The sequence below is a fragment of the Caballeronia udeis genome, from assembly GCF_044909315.1.
Classification (GTDB): domain Bacteria; phylum Pseudomonadota; class Gammaproteobacteria; order Burkholderiales; family Burkholderiaceae; genus Caballeronia; species Caballeronia udeis_A.
In genome coordinates this window covers 103,396-120,907 of sequence record NZ_JBIYEB010000004.1, presented here as the reverse complement: position 1 = coordinate 120,907, position 17,512 = coordinate 103,396, and the positions used below count along the sequence as shown (strand labels likewise).

The window sequence follows — 17,512 nt, the reverse complement described above, 5'->3', positions numbered from 1 at the left end:
TTACCCGATCATGTCCATCGTTGCCTGGAACAATGCGGATTGCGGGTTCGCCAGTTCGTTCACCAGGTTGAAGTGGTTGTTATGGGTGTTCTCGACCAGCCGCACGGGCAAGCCGTGCTCTTCAAGCAGTGCATGGAAATACAGTGTCTGATGCTTGAACCCGGTGGTTTCAAGACCTCCCGCGCACAGTACGACTGGCGGACCCTGCAATGGTAAATCCAGCGCGGGGCTTAGCAACGCCGCTTGCTCGTCATGAAGCCGCAGCCACTCGTTGACGCCTATGTCGCATAGCGGGCGGATATCGTAAAGGCCGCTCAGCCCAAGGATGCCCTTGATAACATCTTGCGGCACGTTGAAGCGGCTCTGCCATGCGTCACCCAGCAGCATGGCGGCGAGATGGCCGCCGGCCGAACTGCCGCCCACATGAATGCGATCGCGATCAATGCCGTAAGCGCCAGCATGCCGGTACAGCCACGCGACCGCGCTGCGTACTTCACGCACCACCTCGGCAAGCGTGGCCTCGGGAAGCAGCGTGTATTCGAGGACCGCCACGGCAACGCCCGCCTGCGTCAGTGCATGCGCCATCGAGCACGCCTCCTCCTTGCGTTGCGAGCGCCAGTACCCTCCATGAATATAGACAAAGAGCGGCGCGGGCTGGCGCGCTGCCGCTGCGGGGAAAATGTCGAGGCGCTCCGCCTGACCCATGCCGTATTGCAGGTCCAGCACCGCCGGGCACGCGGCCTTCGACTCGGCGGCAAGCGCCGCATACAGACGCATCTCGGCGTCGAAATCCGCGACGGAAGCGCGCGCGTTGTACTGGACTGCACGCTCGGTCAGGTTGGAGAAAGTCAGGTCGAATGCCGTGGATGCCATGATCAGATAGGGGCCTCGTAACGCGGGAACAGGGTGGCTAGATGCTCAGCTCGCTGCGAAGCGTATCGGCTTGCGCGCGCAGTTCTGTTGACGAACCGTTCCAGGCAACCTTGCCCTTGGCCAGCAGATAATGCCGGTCGGCAAGCGCCAGTTGCGCGGAGAGATTCTTGTCGATGCAGATAATAGCCAATCCTGTCTTCTTGAGCTCGGCGAGGCATTTCCAGATCTCTTCGCGGATCAGCGGGGCAAGGCCCTCGGTCGCCTCGTCGAGGATCAGCAGGCGCGGGTTGGTCATCAGGGCCCGGCCAATCGCGAGCATTTGCTGTTCACCGCCGGAGAGATTCGCACCCAGGTTACGCTCGCGTTCCTGCAGCCGCGGAAAGAACCGGTAGATGCGCGCAAGCGTCCACGGCTCGGTTGAACGCTGCCGGTTATGCGCGGTGGCGATCAGGTTTTCTCGCACAGTCAGCGTCGGGAAGATATGCCGTCCCTCCGGCACAAGACCCACGCCCGCGCGCGCGATCAGATGCGATGCGCGTGCATGGATCGGCTCCCGGTTGAAGCGAATAGTCCCGCGCCCGGGCCGCAGGAGTCCTGTAATGGATTTGACCGTGGTCGACTTACCCATGCCGTTGCGCCCGAGCAAGGTCACGAACTGTCCCTCGTCCACGCCGAAGCTGACGCCGAACAACGCCTGGCTCGACCCGTAGGAGACCTCGAGCGCGTCTACTTGCAGCAACTGCGTCATGCTTGTTCCCCTGGCGCAGCGAGCGCCGTTTCGTCAGCGGTTTCGTCATCCCCCAGGTACGCTGCACGTACGGCGGCGTCGGCACGAATCTCGGCGGGCGTGCCGCACGCAATCGCCCGCCCGTAGACCAGCACGGTAATGCGGTCCGCCAGCGCGAACACGGCGTCCATGTCGTGCTCGACAAGCAGCATGGCATGGTCTCCCTTCAGGGCCCGGAGTTGTGCGGTCATTTGCGCAGACTCGGACTGGCTCATGCCGGCCATTGGTTCATCCAGAAGCAGCAGCGTGGGACGGCCTGCCAGCGCCATGGCGAGTTCAAGCTGGCGATGTTCACCGTGCGCCATGTCCGCCACCGCGACTTGCGCGCGCTCACCGAGTCCCACCTGGTCGAGCAGCGCTTGCGCCGGTGCTGCAATGGCGCGTGCGGCTGCCATGGGCTGCCAGCAGCCGAAGCGTGAACCACGCAGCGCGTTCACAGCCAGCTTGACGTTCTCGAGCGCCGTGAACTCAGGCAGCACCGACGTGATCTGATAAGAGCGCGCGAGGCCGAGCCGGGCGCGTTGGTCCACGGTGAGCCGGGTGATGTCGCGGCCGTTGAAGAGGATGCGGCCTTCATCCGGTTGCAGTTCACCCGAGAGCTGACCGATCAACGTGCTTTTGCCCGCGCCGTTCGGACCGATGATTGCGTGAATCTCGCCGGGCGCAATAGTGATGCTGAAGTGATCCGTTGCCATGAGACCGCCATAGCGTTTGACGAGCGCCTCTACCTTGAGCAGGCTCATGACCGCGCCTCCATTCCCTTGTCTCTTGCGGCGGCTTTTGCCGCGCGTCGCGCATCGGCTGAATGCAGGACACCGACCAGCCCACGCCGCGTCAGCAGCACGATCACCACGATCAACGGGCCCATGATGAACATCCAGTGTTCGGTTGCGCTCTTGAGTCCTTCTTCCACCAGCACCATGGCGAGCGCGCCGACCACCGGGCCCACGAACGTCCCGATCCCGCCGATCACCACCATCACGATCAGCTCTCCCGATGTGGTCCATGACATGTACGAGGGTGAGACGAATTGCGTGAGATTCGCGTACAGCACGCCCGCCATGCCGCAGATGATCGCCGCGATTACATAGGCGCCGAGCTTGTATTGCAGCGTCGGTACGCCGAGCGCTTTCATGCGTCGCTCGTTCATACGAATGCCTGCGAGCGTCATGCCGAAGCGTGCCTTCACGAAGCGTGTGCCGAACAGGAGCAAAAGACACAGGAAGCCGAAAGCGACGTAATAGAGCGTGGTCGAATCAGCCAGCGAGAGACTGCCGAAGCGGCTTGAGGCCGCGAGCGGCAGGCCGTCGTCACCACCGTATTGCTTGAGGCTGACGGCCAGGAAGTAGACCATCTGCGCGAACGCCAGCGTGATCATGATGAAGGCGATGCCCGTCGTTCTCAGCGAGATGAAGCCCGTGACGAATCCGACTGCGGCACAGACCACGACGGCGACACCGAGATGAACCCAACCGTTATCAACGCCATGCTGTGCGAGCATGCCTGCCGCATAAGCGCCCAGGCCGAGATAGAGCGCATGCCCGAAACTCACCAGGCCGCCAATACCCAGGATCAGGTCGAGCGACACTGCAGCGATCGCAAAGATCACGATGCGCGCGAACAACGTGACATAGAACGTCTGCCCACTCAGCGCAGCATAGGGCGGCACGAGTGCGAGACCGGCAAGCAGCAGGAACAGGAATAGTGCGTAGAGCGTGGGACGCCGTGACGCGGCCGGCACGCGCGCCGCGGCATGAACGATACCCGGGGAGGGGGAGGGAGTCAGCATGGCGAAATCATCCGTGTTTGACGGGGAACAAGCCTTGCGGCCGCAGCGCCAGCACCACGGCCATCAGGATATAGATGAGCATTGACGCGAGCGCGGGGCCGGCGGTGTCAGCCGTGCCGCGCTCGAACAAGCTGCGCAGTACAGCGGGCAACAGCGTACGGCCGACGGTATCGATCACGCCGACAATCAGCGCACCGAGAAACGCGCCGCGAATCGATCCAATGCCGCCAATCACGATGACCACCATCGTTAGGATCAGGACCGGCTCGCCCATGCCCGGCTGCACCGAGAGGATCGGGCCGGCGAGCATTCCGGCCAGCCCTGCGAGCACCGCGCCAAGGCCGAAGACGTGTGTGTTCAGCAGCTTGATATTGATGCCGAGCGCACCAACCATTGCCCGATGAGTTGCGCCTGCACGAATCAGCATGCCGACGCGCGTCCGGTGGATCAGCAGATAACACCCAAGTGCGACCGCGAGTCCGGCGGCAACAATCAGGAGCCGGTAAGCGGGATACGGAATGCCGAACAGGTCGACGGTCCCGGATAACGCGGACGGCACTTCCATGTAGTACGGCGACGCCCCCCAGATCATGCGGGCGAGTTCGTTGAAGAACAGGATCAGACCAAACGTGGCGAGGACCTGATCCAGGTGATCGCGCTGGTAAAGGCGCTTGAAAACAAGTACCTCCAGCACGAAAGCCAGCGCGAGCATGGCCGGGATCACAGCCAGCAGACCTAGCAGGAACGAGCCCGTCGTGTTGTAGACCAGCGCGCCTGCAAATGCACCCATCATGTAGAGCGACCCGTGCGCGAGGTTGACGAAATTCATGATGCCGAACACGAGTGTCAGGCCGGCCGCCATCAGGAACAGCAGCACGCCGAGCTGCATTCCGTTAAGACACTGCATGACGAAAAGCGTGACGTTCATGGCCGTTCCTTCCTCAGTTCATCTTGCATTGCTGCGCAAGCGGATTGCGGATCTTCGCGACAATCGGGCCCTTCGTTTCAAAGGCGGCGCCGGTGGCCGCCTTGACTACATCCACCCGATAAAACCCTGCGCGCGGAAACTGGTTGGTATCGAAACTGAAGTCGCCGCGCACCGACTGGAACTTCGCCGTCCTGATCGCCTGGCGCAACACCTGACGATCGGTGGTGTTGCCTTTGACGGTGGTCAGCGCGGCGTCGATCAGGTTGGCGGCGTCGTAGGACTGGGCCGCGTAGAGCGACGGCAAACGCTTGTACTTCTGCGAGAACGCGGCTACGAATTGCGCGTTCTCCGCATTCTTCAGATCGGGAGAATACGGAGAACTCGTAATTGCACCGACGGCGATTTCCTTCAGGGCCGGAAGCGTCGTGCCGTCGATAGTCGACACCGAGATCAACGGAATCTTCCCGAGCAAACCCGCTTGCCTGTATTGCTTCACGAAATTCACGCCCATGCCCCCCGGATAAAAGACATACACCGCGTCAGGCTGCGCCGCCTGCAGTTGCGTGATCTCGGCGGAGTAGTCGGGCTGGTTCACCTGCGTATAGACCTCGTCGACCAGCGTGCCGCGATAATCGCGCTTGAACCCCGCCACTGCGTCGCGGCCTGCCTGATAGTTCGGGGCCATCACCACCATGCGCTTGTAGCCCAGGTCAGTGGCGAGCTGGCCGCCTGCTTCATGCAGTTCGTCGTTGTTCCATGAGGTCGAAAAGAACCAGGGGGAGCAACCGGCCCCCGCGAGCGGCGCAGGCCCCGCGTTCGAACCGATCAACAGCACGCCGGCGTTTGTGATCGGCTTATGGATCGCCATCATCACGTTGGAGAAGGTCACCCCGGTGATGATCCGGACCTTGTCGCGCTCGATCAGTTTCTGCGCCGCCTGCACCCCTATATCCGGTTTCAACTGGTCATCCTCGCGCACGACCTGGACCGGGACGCCACCGAGCTTGCCGCCCTTTTGTTCGATCGCGAGCATGAACGCATCGTATTGATCCTGCCCGAGCGCGCCGGCGGGGCCCGACAGCGTACCGATGAAGCCGATCTTCAGCGGCGTGGCATCGGCCGCCTGCGATGCAAGGGGAGCGAACGCCGCGCCGGCGATGAGAGCGGCGGCAAGCATCCGCGCGCAGCCGATACGGCGATGCCGTGCGCGAAAGTTCAGTGATGCGACCATGACAGGTCCTCGCAGTGTGGGACGGGTGATAGAGGGGTAAGAAACGCTCAGGCGTCGATGCCGAAGAAGGCGCTTGCGTTGCCTGCGCAGATGCGGGCCCGTTGAGCGTCGTCGAGCCATTCGCTGGTCTCGACAAGCGCGCCGATCTGCTGCTCGCCGAGCGGGAACGGATGGTCGGAGCCCAGCATCACGCGCTCGACGCCCATGACGTCCACCAGCAGGCGCAGCGCACGCGGATCGAACACGGCGCTGTCCACGTGGAACCGCTCCAGATAGGCCGAGGGGGGCTGCGGGCAATCCTCGCGCACGATGTCCCGGCAATGCCACGCGTTTTCAGCGCGGCCGAGCAGGAACGCGAAACTGCCGCCGCCATGCGCGAAGCACAGCTTGAGCGAAGCGGGAATACGCTCGAACGCACCCGATAAAACCAGCGACAGGATACTGAGCTGCGTCTCGGCGGGCATGGCCACGAGCCACGGCAGCATCCACTTTTTCATGCGTCCGTCGGTCATCATGTCCCACGGATGCACGAGCACCGGAATCGCTTCGTTCGCGCAATGGGTGAGGAACTGCACGAGATGGTCGTCGTCGAGATCGCGCGGTCCAAGGTGATTGCCGATCTGGACGCCCACATGGCCCGCCGCTTTCGCACGCGAGGCTTCCAGGCAGGCAAGCTCGATATCCTGCAAAGGCACTTGCGCCAGCGCCTTCAGGCGTGCCGGACGATAAGCGCAATGCTCGAGCGCGAGGTCGTTCATCCGGGCCGCCCATTGCGCGGTTGCGCGGGCCTCGTAGCGGTACGCAAACATGATCGGCGTAGCGCTGATGATCTGGGTCTGGACGCCGGTTGCATCGAGATCCTCGATACGCGCCGCCGGGTCCCACAGCGGCCGGTTCACCGGGCGAAATGCGCTGTCGCCCGCCATGATGTTGCCGCGCTCGCCGCCCGCGTCGACCTGGAGCCAGGGTGCGCGCGCCGGATCGAGCCGGCCGGCTTCTGCCTGCGTGATGCGGGGAAAGAAGTGAGCGTGAATATCTATTTTCTTCATGATGTTCTGGTGGGTTCCGAGAGCGCGAGCGTCATGCGGCCTTGCCGCGATGCACGTGGCCGCAGTTGGGGCAGCGCCGCAGGTTTTCGTCGCTGTAGAACGCATCGAAGAGCGGCGGCAAGTCCGTCACGATGTTCTTCAACTGGACCTCCGTGCGATGAACGAGGTGTCCGCAGCCATCGGCCGCGTCGCAGTACCACTCGAACCCGTCCACCTCACCTTCGGGGCGTTTGCGTTCGATGACGAGGCACGCGCTGTCCGTCTCCGGCCGTTGCGGTGAATGGCGCACATGCGGGGGCAGCAGCATCACGTCGCCTTCGCGCAGGTCGACGCGCTGCACGCCGCCATCGATCCACAGGTTCAGATACGCGTTGCCGCGAAGCTGATAGAAAAACTCCTCGCTCGGGTCGTCGTGATAGTCGGTCCGGTGATTGGGCCCGCCAACAATCGTGACGATGAAATCCCGGTCTTCCCAGACCTGCTGATTGCCCACGGGAGGCTTCAGCAAATGCGCATGCTCGTCGATCCAGCGAGCAAGATTGAACGGGGGCAAGAATGCGGACATGGTTCCGGCTCTCCAAAAAGCGTGGCTTAGCGTGGCTTGTAGGCGATCGCCTTGATCTCGATCGCGAGATGCGGGTGCGGTAGCTGATGGACCGCAACCGTCGTGCGTGCCGGTCCTTCGCTGTCGAAGAACTCGCCATACACGGCGTTATAACCGCCGAAGTCGTTCATGTTGACCAGGTACGTGCAGATCTCCACCACGTCTGCGAGCGTTGCACCTTCGCTCGCCAGGATGTCGCGGATGTTCTCGATCACCGCACGCGTCTGAACGCGGATATCGAGCTGCATGGTGCCCATGGCGTCGGCCAGGGCGCCTTCAATGGCGTTGTCCGGACGGCGTGAACTGGTACCGGAGACGAACAGGAAGTCGCCCGCGCGCTTCAGGTGCGGATAAGCACCGCGCGGTTTTGCCTTGTCGCTGAGTAGATGTGCGTGGGTCGTCATGATGGGCTCACAGCTTGATGCAGATGGTGGTGATCTCGGAGTAGAAGTCGAGCGAATGGCGGCCACCTTCACGCCCGATCCCCGAGAGCTTTGCGCCGCCGAACGGCGTGCGCAGGTCGCGTGTAAACCACGTGTTGACCCACACCAGCCCGGTGTGGAATTGGCGTGATACACGGTGAGCGCGCGACAGGTTCGTCGTCCAGACGCACGCAGCCAGGCCGTAGGCGCTGTCGTTGACGCGGCCAATTACTTCGTCTTCCATATCAAATGGCGCAATGTGGCAGACCGGCCCGAAGATTTCTTCGGTTACGCAGCGGGCGGTGTCAGGCAGGCCGGTCAGGATGGTCGGCTGGACGTACGCCCCCGCGTCGCGCACATCGCCGAAATGCGGCACGCCGCCGCCGGTCACCACCGTCGCGCCTTCCTCCACCGCAAGCCGGTAATACGAGAGCACCTTGTCGCGATGCCCGCGCGAGATGACCGGACCCATATCGACGCCTTCGGCATCGGGGTAATCCAGCCGCATGGCTTCCGTCTTCTGCTTGAGCGCGGCCACGAAACGCTCGAAAATTGGCCGCTCCACGTATACTCGCTCGGAGCACAGGCAGACCTGTCCGGCATTCGTGAAGCTCGACCGGCGCACGCCTTCCACGGCGGCGTCGAAGTCGGCATCGGCGAACACGACCGCCGCGTTCTTGCCGCCCAGTTCGAACGACACCTCCTTTACGCCGTCGGCCACCGCCTTCATGATCGTGCTGCCGGTACGTGATTCACCGGTGAACGTGATCGCGGCCACGTCTTTCTGGCGTGTCAGTGCTTCACCCGCGGACCCCGGGCCGAAGCCGTGCACGAGATTGAACACACCGGGGGGAACGCCTGCGTCGTGCATGACTTCGGCCAGCAACGTCGCCGACGAAGGCGTCTCCTCCGAAGGTTTCACCACCACGCAGTTGCCCATCGCAAGCGCCGGCGCGACCTTCCACGTGAGCAGCAGTAGCGGCAGGTTCCAGGGCGAGATGATGCCGATCACGCCCAGCGGCTTGCGGCTGACGTAGTTGATCAGGTCGGCGCCGTCGGCCGCGCGGCTTTCGAACAGATCGCTCGATGCGGTCTTGATGAGCTCGGCAAAGGTGCGGAAGTTGGCGATGCCGCGAGCGATGTCGAGCGTCCTTGCCTGCTTCACGGGACGGCCGGTGTCGGCGACTTCAGCCGCGACAAACTCGTCGAAACGCGCTTCAATGCCGGCTGCAATGCGATTGAGAACGGCCGCTCGCTCCTCCGCGACGGTCTTGCCCCAAGGGCCTTGCAACGCACGCCTGGCTGCCGCGACGGCACGTTCAACTTCGGCGGAACCGGCCTCGCAAACCAGCGAAATGACCTCGCCCGTGACGGGACTCCGGTTCTCGAAACGGCTCTCGGTGGCGACGAATTCACCGTCGACGTAAAGCTTTAGCAGGGGCGGGACGGGACGCGCGGAAGGGGCATGCGCGCTGCTTGAAGATGAAGAAACGATCGTGCTCATGCTGGGTTCCTGCTGTGACGGAATGCACTGAGTCTAGAAAGGATCGTTCATAAAAAATAATAACAAATTGGATATCAGCTATTCCATTTGTTAATAGCTGGGCCCATGCGCCGACCGGTCAGGATCAGCCTGAAATCTCTTGTGCACTCTCGCGCAGGCAGGCAATAAAGCGCTGGCACGCCGGGCTGATCCTCTTGTCGGCGCGAATCGAGAACCCGACCGCTCCGAAGTCGCCCGACTCGGCTACATCGAGGATAGTCAGCAGGCCAGGGGCCACGAACTGCTGGGCCGCCGCACGCGGCATCAGGCCGATGCAGGCGGTCTCCAGCAACAGGCCGATATTGGTCAGCATGGAGAGCGACTCGACGCGGTTGCCGGGCAGCGCCAGGCCCGCGTCCTGAAACAGCCGCTCCGCTCTCATGCGCGCGGGCGAGTCGGCCAGCGGCACGATCCACGGCAAGTCGCGCAGGTCAGCCAGATGCGGCCGCGCGGGCAGGTTGAAGTGATGTTTCGCTCCCACCACAATGCACATCGACTCCTGGAACAGCACCTCGTGATGCAGCGGGAAGGCGCTTGCCAGCGGCAGTTCACGCTCGGGCAAACGGCCGACGGCGATGTCCAGATCGCCCGTTGCGAGCGCTGGAAAAAGTTGAGCGGTCGAGGCTTCGCGCACGGTGATCAGCATGTCGGGCGCCTGCGCCTTGAGCTTCGCAATGGTCACAGGCAACAAGCGCGCGGACGCGGCAATCAAGGTGCCCACAATTACATGCCCAGCAGTGCCGCTCTGCAATGCGTTGATCTCGTCGGTCAGGTAACGCAATTCCGTGATCATCGACTTCGCCCGCTGCCCGAGCAGCCGGCCGAGTTCGGTCGGCACGACACCGCGGTTGGAACGCTCGAAGAGCGGAGCGTCGAGGAACGCTTCGAGTTCCTGGACCGCCTTGGTAATGGCCGGCTGGGTCATGCCCATTTCGTTCGCCGCGCGCAGCAGCGAGCCGCTGTCGATCACCTTGGCTACGACAATCAACTGCTGCAGCTTGAGCTTGCGAGACAGCGATACCTGCGAAACCGGACTGGCGTGCAGCGAAGCTCTGGTGGGGTCTTGGGCCATGTTGGTCTCGTCGGTTCATTGATATGGGCAAGGGCATCGTGCGTTCATACCCCTGTGCATTAGCAGTGTTTTTGTGTGGTCTTCGACCGGGAGGGTAGCGCAGCCACGAACATTAGGGCAATCGATGCGCATTCGAGCGACTGCCGTTTCGCCCACGATGTACCGATACGCGGGTATTACCGTTAGGACTAGTCGCGCCGGGATTTTTCATTATTTTTTCCAGAGGTGGCCTTCTAAATTACGTCTGCTTTCTTCAGTGTGCGGTGTGACCGGACTACTCGGACTACCAGACCATTCCGGAGCACCCGTGCATTTCTTAGTTGACCGTGCTCACCCGAGCAGACCGATAGGAACGCAGATGAAAACCAGAACGACGCTCATGACAGGAATGGTGGGGATGGCCGGAGTCATGGGAATGAGCGCCATGACCGCTTGTTTTGCACAAAGCAGTGTGACCTTGTATGGCGTGATCGACGAAGGCCTGACCTACGCGACCAACCAGAACGGCGGCCACAACTACCAGTTGCAAAGCGGCGTCACGCAGGGATCGCGCTGGGGCATGCTCGGGAAAGAGGATCTTGGCGGCGGCTTGAGCGCGATCTTCTCATTGGAGAACGGCTTCGATCCATCGACCGGGATCCTGGGGCAAAACAGCCGCCTGTTCGGACGGCAGGCTTATGTGGGACTGCGCTCGGACGTGGGGACGCTGACGCTCGGCCGCCAGTACGAGTTCATGGCGGACTACGTGGCGCCCGTCACGGCGCAAGGGCAATGGGGCACCTATTTCTCGCACGCAGGCGACGTTGATAACCTGAACGGCACGTTCCGCGTCAACAACGCGGTGAAGTACACGAGCCCGAGCCTGGGCGGCGTGAAGCTCGGCGCGTTGTATTCATTCGGTGGCCAGGCCGGCGCGTTTCCGACCAACAGCGTAGTCAGTGCAGGCGCCAACTATTCAAACGGGCCTCTTTACGTAGCCGCGGCCTACACGCACGTGAACAGTCCGTACGCGGCGGCCTATGATTCGCTGCCCAAGAATGTGCTCTATACACGATACCTGCCGTCCGCCACGAGTGAATCCATCTACGGGCTGGGCGCCAGTTACGCGATCGGTTCCTTCAAGGGCGGCCTGAATGCCACGCGCGTGGGCTTTCGCTCGGGCCTGAACGGGGCGAACGTCGACTTCGACAACTACGAAGGATGGCTCGGCTACAACATCACGCCCGCGCTGCAGGCGGGCGCCGGGTACACGCTGACCGACGTCGATATCCACGCAACCGGTGCCACGCCGCGCTACCAGCAAGTGAACCTGATGCTCGACTACCTGCTCTCCAAGCGCACCGATGTCTATGCGCAGGCCGCCTGCCTGAGCGGCAGCAGCGGCACGACTGCGCAAATCAACTACGTGACGGCGGCGTCGAACAGCAATCGCCAGTCGTTGATCCGGATCGGGATGCGGCATAAGTTCTGAGTGAAGCGGGTTCGGCTGCGTGTGGCGCGGGGATGGGAAGGGCAGCAGAAGAAGTCTTGTCGGTGTCGCGAAGAAAGGCCTAAAGTTTTAGATCGGCAGGTCGTTATGATGTCCTTGCACGACGTCATAACGGGGTCGCCGTTTTTGGATGGCCTTCTTCTAACCTGATGGAAAGTTCCATGCGCCTCCTGCTCGCCATTTTCCTGCCCTGGCTCCAGTTCCTCACGATTGGCCGGCCGTTCGCCGGCATCATTTGCCTTGTGCTGCAAATCACGCTTATCGGCTGGATTCCCGCGGCAATCTGGTCGGTCTACGCACTCAGCGAATACAAGACCGACCGGAAAATCGCGCGAGCGGTCGCTGGCCGGTAAGCGAGGTACGACACGGGCATCCGGGAGTGATGGTTACAGGCTGCATGCGTGGCTGGTGCCCGCGGTCAGCGTGGTGACCATCCACGTTGCCGATCGGCTGGCGGTTGAAAGAGCCGCTCAGGTGCCGCACAACTGTTGAGTAATCAGGGCCGCCGCGTCGGCCACGGAACATTGGGTGGTATTGATGCGAATGTCGGGGGCGGCCGGCTCTTCATAGGGGGAATCGATACCCGTGAAATTCTTGATCGCTCCCAGTCTTGCAAGCTTATAAAGCCCCTTGGGATCGCGCCTTTCCGCAACAGCGAGGGGTACATGCACATGTACTTCCATGAACCGGTGAGGTCCGGCAAGCGCTCGTGCCAGTTCCCGGTCGGCGGCAAAGGGGGAGATGGCACAGACCAGCACCAGCAGACCGGCGTCGGCCATCAGTCGGCTGACTTCGCCGGCGCGCCTGATATTTTCATGTCGATGTTCGTTGGAAAAACTGAGATCTCTGCATAGCCCGGTGCGCAGAGTGTCCCCATCCAATAGAAACGTGTGTTTGCCGCTTCTATGGAGCCTCAGTTCCACCGCGCTCGCGATGGTCGATTTTCCAGCCGCGGAGAGTCCCGTGAACCAGACGATGCCGGGAGTTTGTCGAAGCAACTCAGCCCGGTCCCTCGTGCTCACTGAAAAGGCATGGGGATAAATGTGGGATTTGTTATCGATTGGCAGATCCATTTAACCTCCGCGCCGTTACGCATAAGATGGCTTCAATAGCGTTACGGTTCTGATAGTTCGGTGGCAAGCGAGAGTTTCCATTGCATGGTGCCGTCGGCGCTGGTCCGCTTTCCTGTGGAACCTCGCACCAATAACGCCTGGCACTAAATTGACGTGCCCAAATATGTGGCCGGACGAACATGGATAAACGCCGGGCTGAATTGGCGGATAGTCTAGTTGGATGGCCGGCCAAGCGTGTTACAGCAAAAGCCACAACCGTTACGCCTCTTTACTGGAAGCAGTTTGCTGAAAACGGGTTGAGAGCTTTAACCATGAAGGCATAGTCCCGCGCTCAGCTGCGACAAGCCAATTGCTTGAAAAACTGTACGGCTTCATACTCAATTTGTCCCGATTCGGGAACCGGATAGTCATAAAAATCCGATGCCGTGTTACCGCCGTTTACGGACACGGCCCTGCTGGATACCGGCTCTTCTTCGCTTGGTTCTGCCCGGCGCCGCCGAAGTATTACGGTGTGTTGCGGGGGGAAACTAAAAAAAGACCGCGGGATCTGTTCATCCTTTAGCATCTCGACCATTGTCATCAAGCGATGCCGGCCCTAAACGGCATGTGCCAAACGCACGCCATTGCCCGGCTCGAGATTACTTATGCCAAAGACAGCGCCAGCAACATCCCCAATATTCATTCACTCATTGTTTCGGTCGGGTAGCACGTACCTATTCAATAAATTTCGTTCTACAGATAAATTTTATTGTTATCAGGAACCCTGCAATGAAGCGCTTATCGATCTGGATACCCACCCCGACGGGTTTCTAAAACCCCCGCACTATGACAGCCACATGCTGAGGCATCCAACGCTTGCGGCCCCCTATTTTTACGAGTACTACTGCATCCGGGACCGTCTGAAAGGTCTGTTCAGAAAATCGTTCAGCTACGAGGAATATTTCACGGGACCAAGGCTTCCAGGTGCGCAAAGAAAGTATTTTTCTACCTTGATTGAAGCAGCGCCAAAACGACCGTTGCTGCAGTTCTGCCGCAGTGCGGGACGCATGGAAGCGCTCAAGCAGGAATTCGGCGGTGTTCACATCCATCTCTGGAGAGAGCCGCGTGGCCAGTGGTGGTCCTATAAAATTTCCGACTATTTCGATGCCACTACCCAGGCGACCTATAACGCGTTCCAGTTACCTGAAGTCCTCGTGAGAATCCGGATGCTCGCCAGCATCAACAGTTTCCGGGGACGTTCCGTCAACAGGGAGATCGCCTTTTACCGGAGCCATCCAGTAGGTTCTCGGGACAGCTATCTCGCGTTCTTTGGCATGTGGCTTTATTCGTTCATTGAGTGCGAGCGGCACGCGTCTGAAACAATTTGCATCAACAAGCTCAACAACGCTGATTACCGTACGCGAGTCGAGCATGCATTGTCGCTTGCGGGCGTTGACGGACTGGAATTCAGCGATGCGAAGCTGGCAAACACAATATTTGCCGAAACAGAGGTGTCATTTTACGAAAGTATCGAAAACGAAGTCGCGCAGCTGTTCTGTGAATGTGGTTATGCGCGCTCGGAAGTCATGACAGCCCTTGGCGCTGGAAGGGCTGCCATGCCGCCCACCTCGGATGCGCTCGCGGATACTTTGCGAAAGGAGATCTGCCGGCTACGAGCGCTGGCATTTACGCATTGGGACGCGCGGACGGCGAGCGAACCCCGAATTTTCCCCAGGGTGTCGTCGACATGGCGGGGCTTGATGCAGCGTTTTAAGTGATGGTCGGGCATATATTATTACAAAGCATAACTGACGATCGTGGATGAAAGACGATGCCCACGATATCTGGCCAATTCATCGTTGACCGGCACGTGCGCATCTGAGCTTGCGCGTACGCATGGCGCCGTTGATGTTGAGAAAGCCGCTGAGAAAATCGGGAAACTACCCGAATAAAGAAATGGCGTGTCAAAAGATTAATTGACGAAATATTTAGCTATCAATGGAAATATAAAGCCGGTAACCCGCTTAACCCAGGGTAAGCATTCCGCAGTTCTTTTTAATTTCGAACCGATTTATCCTGTGCATGATGTTGCGATTGTCCGGCTCGGCGTTTGTTGCGCGAAACGCCTGCAGGATAGAAGCGTATGGCGTTCCCGGAAGACACGCGAGAAATCGGAAAACGCCTTGAAGCCGGGAGTTCCAGAACGGTTGTCGTGCAGCTGAATTCGGCGTTAGCCACTTTGACTTTGTAGAGGTCTCAACATGTACCACCAGATGTCAGTAGAAGCTGTACAGGAACCCGGCGCCAATGGGGTCCGGTTCCGAATCGAAAATCAATCAGCGCTGTTGACCCTCAACGACATCGAAGCGCTCATGGACACACTTATCCAGATCCGCGCACGCATGCAGCCAGAACATCCACGTGAACCACTTCCTTCGCATAACTATCCACTTGAAGTGGATCCTAGCTGGCATGTTGACAAAAACCCTCTTTTCGACGGCGCCGTTGTTGTTCTTCGGCATGGCGGCGTGGGATGGATTGCGTATGCCTTTCCTAAACCCAGCCTCGCCAAGCTGAACGATGTGCTTTCGGCCCAGGTGCCCCATTCGTTTGACATGAGCTCGATACCTAGCTGAAGTGCTGTGCGGGGTAAGCGATCACCTCGGTTGGAAAACGGCGGCCGTGATCAAGCGATGTCGGTTGCTTCAACTCGCCATCTGACGTAACCGGCTTGGCAACCTGACAATCCCGGTCGGTCTACGCGCTCAGCGGATGCGAGACGGATCGAAAAATCGCACGAGCGGTCGTCGGCCGGTAGGCGAGGCAAAGGCAAGGCGAGGCGAGGTCTGGGGACATGCCGGACCGCACGCGTGCTCAAAGCCGGTTCAGCAAACTCCGGAACGACTGCCTATACTATTCGCGTTGTTACGAGCCACGTTGTTGGTCAGCGACGCGACACCCCGCTTGATCGCATCCGCATCCCTCCGGTGCCGGCATTTATAGCCGGACCGCATCGGCATCCTGATGAGCGTATCTGCGACGTGACCGACTTCTCCCTGTTCCCGCAGTCAGGAGATTCCCGCCGTGCACGATCAATCATCTCCAACCCGTTTCATCGACGAAACCGTCGGCCCTAAAACCGCTGTGCCCGCCCGGCGCGCACCCACGCACTCGATCGAATCCGTCACTATTGCCGTAGAGCTTTCTATCAACGGCAGAAATTACGCGCTGATGCTGGATCCTCGCACCACGCTGCTGGATGCGTTGCGCGAGCACCTGCACTTGACCGGTACGAAGAAAGGCTGCGATCACGGCCAGTGCGGCGCTTGCACCGTCCATGTGAACGGACGCCGCGTGAATGCATGCCTGTGTCTCGCCGCTAACCATGCGGGCGATGAGATCACGACCATTGAAGGCATCGGCACCTCCAGTGCGATGCATCCCATGCAGGCCTCGTTCGTCGAGTGTGACGGGTATCAATGCGGCTACTGTACGTCCGGGCAGATCATGTCCGCGCTCGCCTTGCTAGACGAGCCGGTCGGCCCCGCCGATGCCGACGTTCGCGAAGCCATGAGCGGTAACCTCTGCCGCTGCGGCGCCTATCAGAACATCGTTGCCGCGATTCAGGTCGTGCGCGGCAAAGCCTGAGGAGCGCCGACATGGAACTGTTCCAGCTTTCCCGCGCGAACGACGTGCAGGACGCGATCAAGGCAGGCGCTGCGTCACATACCGCGCAGCAGGGCGCCGACGTGCGTTTCCTGGCTGGCGGCACGACGCTGCTCGACCTGATGAAACTGAACGTCGAGCGGCCGGGCCGCGTGGTCGATATCAGCCGCCTGCCGCTGAATGGCGTCGACGCGCTGCCGGACGGCGGCGTGAAGATTGGCGCGACGGCGCGCAATGCCGATCTCGCGCATCATGCGCTGATTCGCGACGCGTACCCGGTGCTGTCGCAGGCGTTGCTTGCCGGAGCGTCCGCACAACTGCGCAACATGGCGACAACGGGCGGCAACCTGTTGCAACGCACCAGGTGCGTGTATTTCCGCGATAACGCCATGGCTTGCAACAAGCGTGAACCCGGCTCGGGGTGCGCGGCAATCAGCGGTTTCAACCGGACGCAGGCGATCCTCGGCGTAAGCGATGCATGCATTGCCAGTAATCCGTCAGACATGAACGTGGCGCTCACGGCGCTCGAAGCGGTGGTTCATATCCAGGGAACGCGGGGCGCCCGCAGTGTCGCCATCGACGACTTTTTCCTATTGCCCGGCACTACGCCGGAGCGCGAAACAGTGCTCGAACCCGGCGATCTCATCACTCACGTTACGCTGCCGCCGCCGGCGGAAGGCAGCCGGTCTCTCTATTCGAAGCTGCGCGACCGGGCCTCGTACGAGTTCGCGCTGGCCTCGGCGGCGGTGGTCGTCACGGTGACCGGCGGCCGCGTCAGCCACGCACGTATTGCGTTAGGCGGCGTGGGCACGAAGCCGTGGCGCTCGCGCGAGGCCGAGGCCGCGCTCGTTGGCGCGCCGCCGGATACGGCGAGCTTCCGGCGCGCCGCGGTGGACGCACTTGCCGGCGCCCGGCCGCAAAGCGGCAACGGCTTCAAGGTCGAACTGGCCCAACGCTGCCTGGTCCATGCACTGACGCTCGCGACGAGCGCCGCCTGATCCGTCGAA

Annotated in this window: 18 protein-coding genes; 6 read left to right on the top strand and 12 right to left on the bottom strand. The window is 60.9% G+C overall.

Annotated features, from left to right (window positions below):
• From ABH944_RS07970 to ABH944_RS07920, 11 genes are all read right to left on the bottom strand, one after another.
• A complete protein-coding gene (locus tag ABH944_RS07970; protein WP_404605828.1) occupies nt 1–873 on the bottom strand; it encodes an alpha/beta hydrolase in 873 nt (290 codons plus the stop codon).
• Between the two features lie 37 nt (nt 874–910).
• Nucleotides 911–1,621 (bottom strand): ABC transporter ATP-binding protein, encoded by a 711-nt coding sequence (locus ABH944_RS07965; protein WP_404605829.1) that lies wholly within the window; start codon nt 1,619–1,621, stop codon nt 911–913.
• A complete protein-coding gene (locus ABH944_RS07960; RefSeq protein WP_404605830.1) occupies nt 1,618–2,403 on the bottom strand; it encodes an ABC transporter ATP-binding protein in 786 nt (261 codons plus the stop codon). Before ABH944_RS07960 ends, ABH944_RS07965 begins: the two co-directional genes overlap by 4 nt.
• The gene (locus ABH944_RS07955) at nt 2,400–3,449 is read right to left on the bottom strand and encodes a branched-chain amino acid ABC transporter permease (RefSeq protein WP_404605831.1); all 1,050 of its coding nucleotides are present in this window, start codon (nt 3,447–3,449) and stop codon (nt 2,400–2,402) included. The genes ABH944_RS07960 and ABH944_RS07955 overlap by 4 nt, the downstream gene beginning before the upstream one ends.
• 7 nt (nt 3,450–3,456) lie before the next feature.
• Nucleotides 3,457–4,377, bottom strand: coding sequence for a branched-chain amino acid ABC transporter permease (locus tag ABH944_RS07950; RefSeq protein WP_404605832.1), 921 nt, complete (start codon nt 4,375–4,377; stop codon nt 3,457–3,459).
• Between the two features lie 13 nt (nt 4,378–4,390).
• Complete coding sequence (locus ABH944_RS07945; protein ID WP_404606003.1) at nt 4,391–5,554, bottom strand: ABC transporter substrate-binding protein; 1,164 nt, start codon at nt 5,552–5,554, stop codon at nt 4,391–4,393.
• Between the two features lie 101 nt (nt 5,555–5,655).
• A complete protein-coding gene (locus ABH944_RS07940; RefSeq protein WP_404605833.1) occupies nt 5,656–6,657 on the bottom strand; it encodes an amidohydrolase family protein in 1,002 nt (333 codons plus the stop codon).
• 31 nt (nt 6,658–6,688) lie between these two features.
• The gene (locus ABH944_RS07935) at nt 6,689–7,222 is read right to left on the bottom strand and encodes a 3-hydroxyanthranilate 3,4-dioxygenase (protein ID WP_404605834.1); all 534 of its coding nucleotides are present in this window, start codon (nt 7,220–7,222) and stop codon (nt 6,689–6,691) included.
• A gap of 26 nt (nt 7,223–7,248) precedes the next feature.
• Nucleotides 7,249–7,665 carry a RidA family protein gene (locus ABH944_RS07930; protein WP_404605836.1) on the bottom strand — a complete coding sequence of 139 codons (417 nt, stop codon included), beginning with the start codon at nt 7,663–7,665 and terminating at the stop codon, nt 7,249–7,251.
• 7 nt (nt 7,666–7,672) lie between these two features.
• On the bottom strand, nt 7,673–9,187 hold the full coding sequence (locus ABH944_RS07925) for a 2-hydroxymuconic semialdehyde dehydrogenase (protein ID WP_404605837.1): 1,515 nt from the start codon (nt 9,185–9,187) through the stop codon (nt 7,673–7,675).
• Nucleotides 9,188–9,311: 124 nt separating this feature from the next.
• Nucleotides 9,312–10,298: a LysR substrate-binding domain-containing protein gene (locus ABH944_RS07920; protein WP_404605838.1), complete on the bottom strand. Its 987-nt coding sequence runs from the start codon at nt 10,296–10,298 to the stop codon at nt 9,312–9,314.
• A 358-nt stretch (nt 10,299–10,656) separates the two neighbouring features.
• On the opposite strand from ABH944_RS07920, the gene ABH944_RS07915 reads away from it, so the two are divergent.
• Both ABH944_RS07915 and ABH944_RS07910 read left to right on the top strand, forming a co-directional pair.
• Entirely contained in the window at nt 10,657–11,769 is a 1,113-nt protein-coding gene (locus ABH944_RS07915; protein ID WP_404605839.1) for a porin, read from the top strand.
• A gap of 179 nt (nt 11,770–11,948) precedes the next feature.
• Nucleotides 11,949–12,140: a YqaE/Pmp3 family membrane protein gene (locus ABH944_RS07910; RefSeq protein ID WP_404605841.1), complete on the top strand. Its 192-nt coding sequence runs from the start codon at nt 11,949–11,951 to the stop codon at nt 12,138–12,140.
• A gap of 117 nt (nt 12,141–12,257) precedes the next feature.
• Here ABH944_RS07910 and cysC read toward each other — a convergent pair whose 3' ends face one another.
• Nucleotides 12,258–12,860 (bottom strand): adenylyl-sulfate kinase, encoded by a 603-nt coding sequence (cysC, locus tag ABH944_RS07905; RefSeq protein ID WP_404605842.1) that lies wholly within the window; start codon nt 12,858–12,860, stop codon nt 12,258–12,260.
• An 836-nt stretch (nt 12,861–13,696) separates the two neighbouring features.
• Between cysC and ABH944_RS07900 the strand changes: the two genes are divergently transcribed.
• The 4 genes from ABH944_RS07900 (at nt 13,697) to ABH944_RS07885 (ending at nt 17,503) form a co-directional block, all read left to right on the top strand.
• Nucleotides 13,697–14,617 carry a hypothetical protein gene (locus tag ABH944_RS07900; RefSeq protein WP_404605843.1) on the top strand — a complete coding sequence of 307 codons (921 nt, stop codon included), beginning with the start codon at nt 13,697–13,699 and terminating at the stop codon, nt 14,615–14,617.
• A 483-nt stretch (nt 14,618–15,100) separates the two neighbouring features.
• Entirely contained in the window at nt 15,101–15,475 is a 375-nt protein-coding gene (locus tag ABH944_RS07895; protein ID WP_404605844.1) for a hypothetical protein, read from the top strand.
• A gap of 538 nt (nt 15,476–16,013) precedes the next feature.
• Nucleotides 16,014–16,487 (top strand): (2Fe-2S)-binding protein, encoded by a 474-nt coding sequence (locus tag ABH944_RS07890; RefSeq protein ID WP_404606005.1) that lies wholly within the window; start codon nt 16,014–16,016, stop codon nt 16,485–16,487.
• Nucleotides 16,488–16,498: 11 nt separating this feature from the next.
• The gene (locus tag ABH944_RS07885) at nt 16,499–17,503 is read left to right on the top strand and encodes an FAD binding domain-containing protein (RefSeq protein WP_404605845.1); all 1,005 of its coding nucleotides are present in this window, start codon (nt 16,499–16,501) and stop codon (nt 17,501–17,503) included.
• Nucleotides 17,504–17,512: the final 9 nt, after the last annotated feature.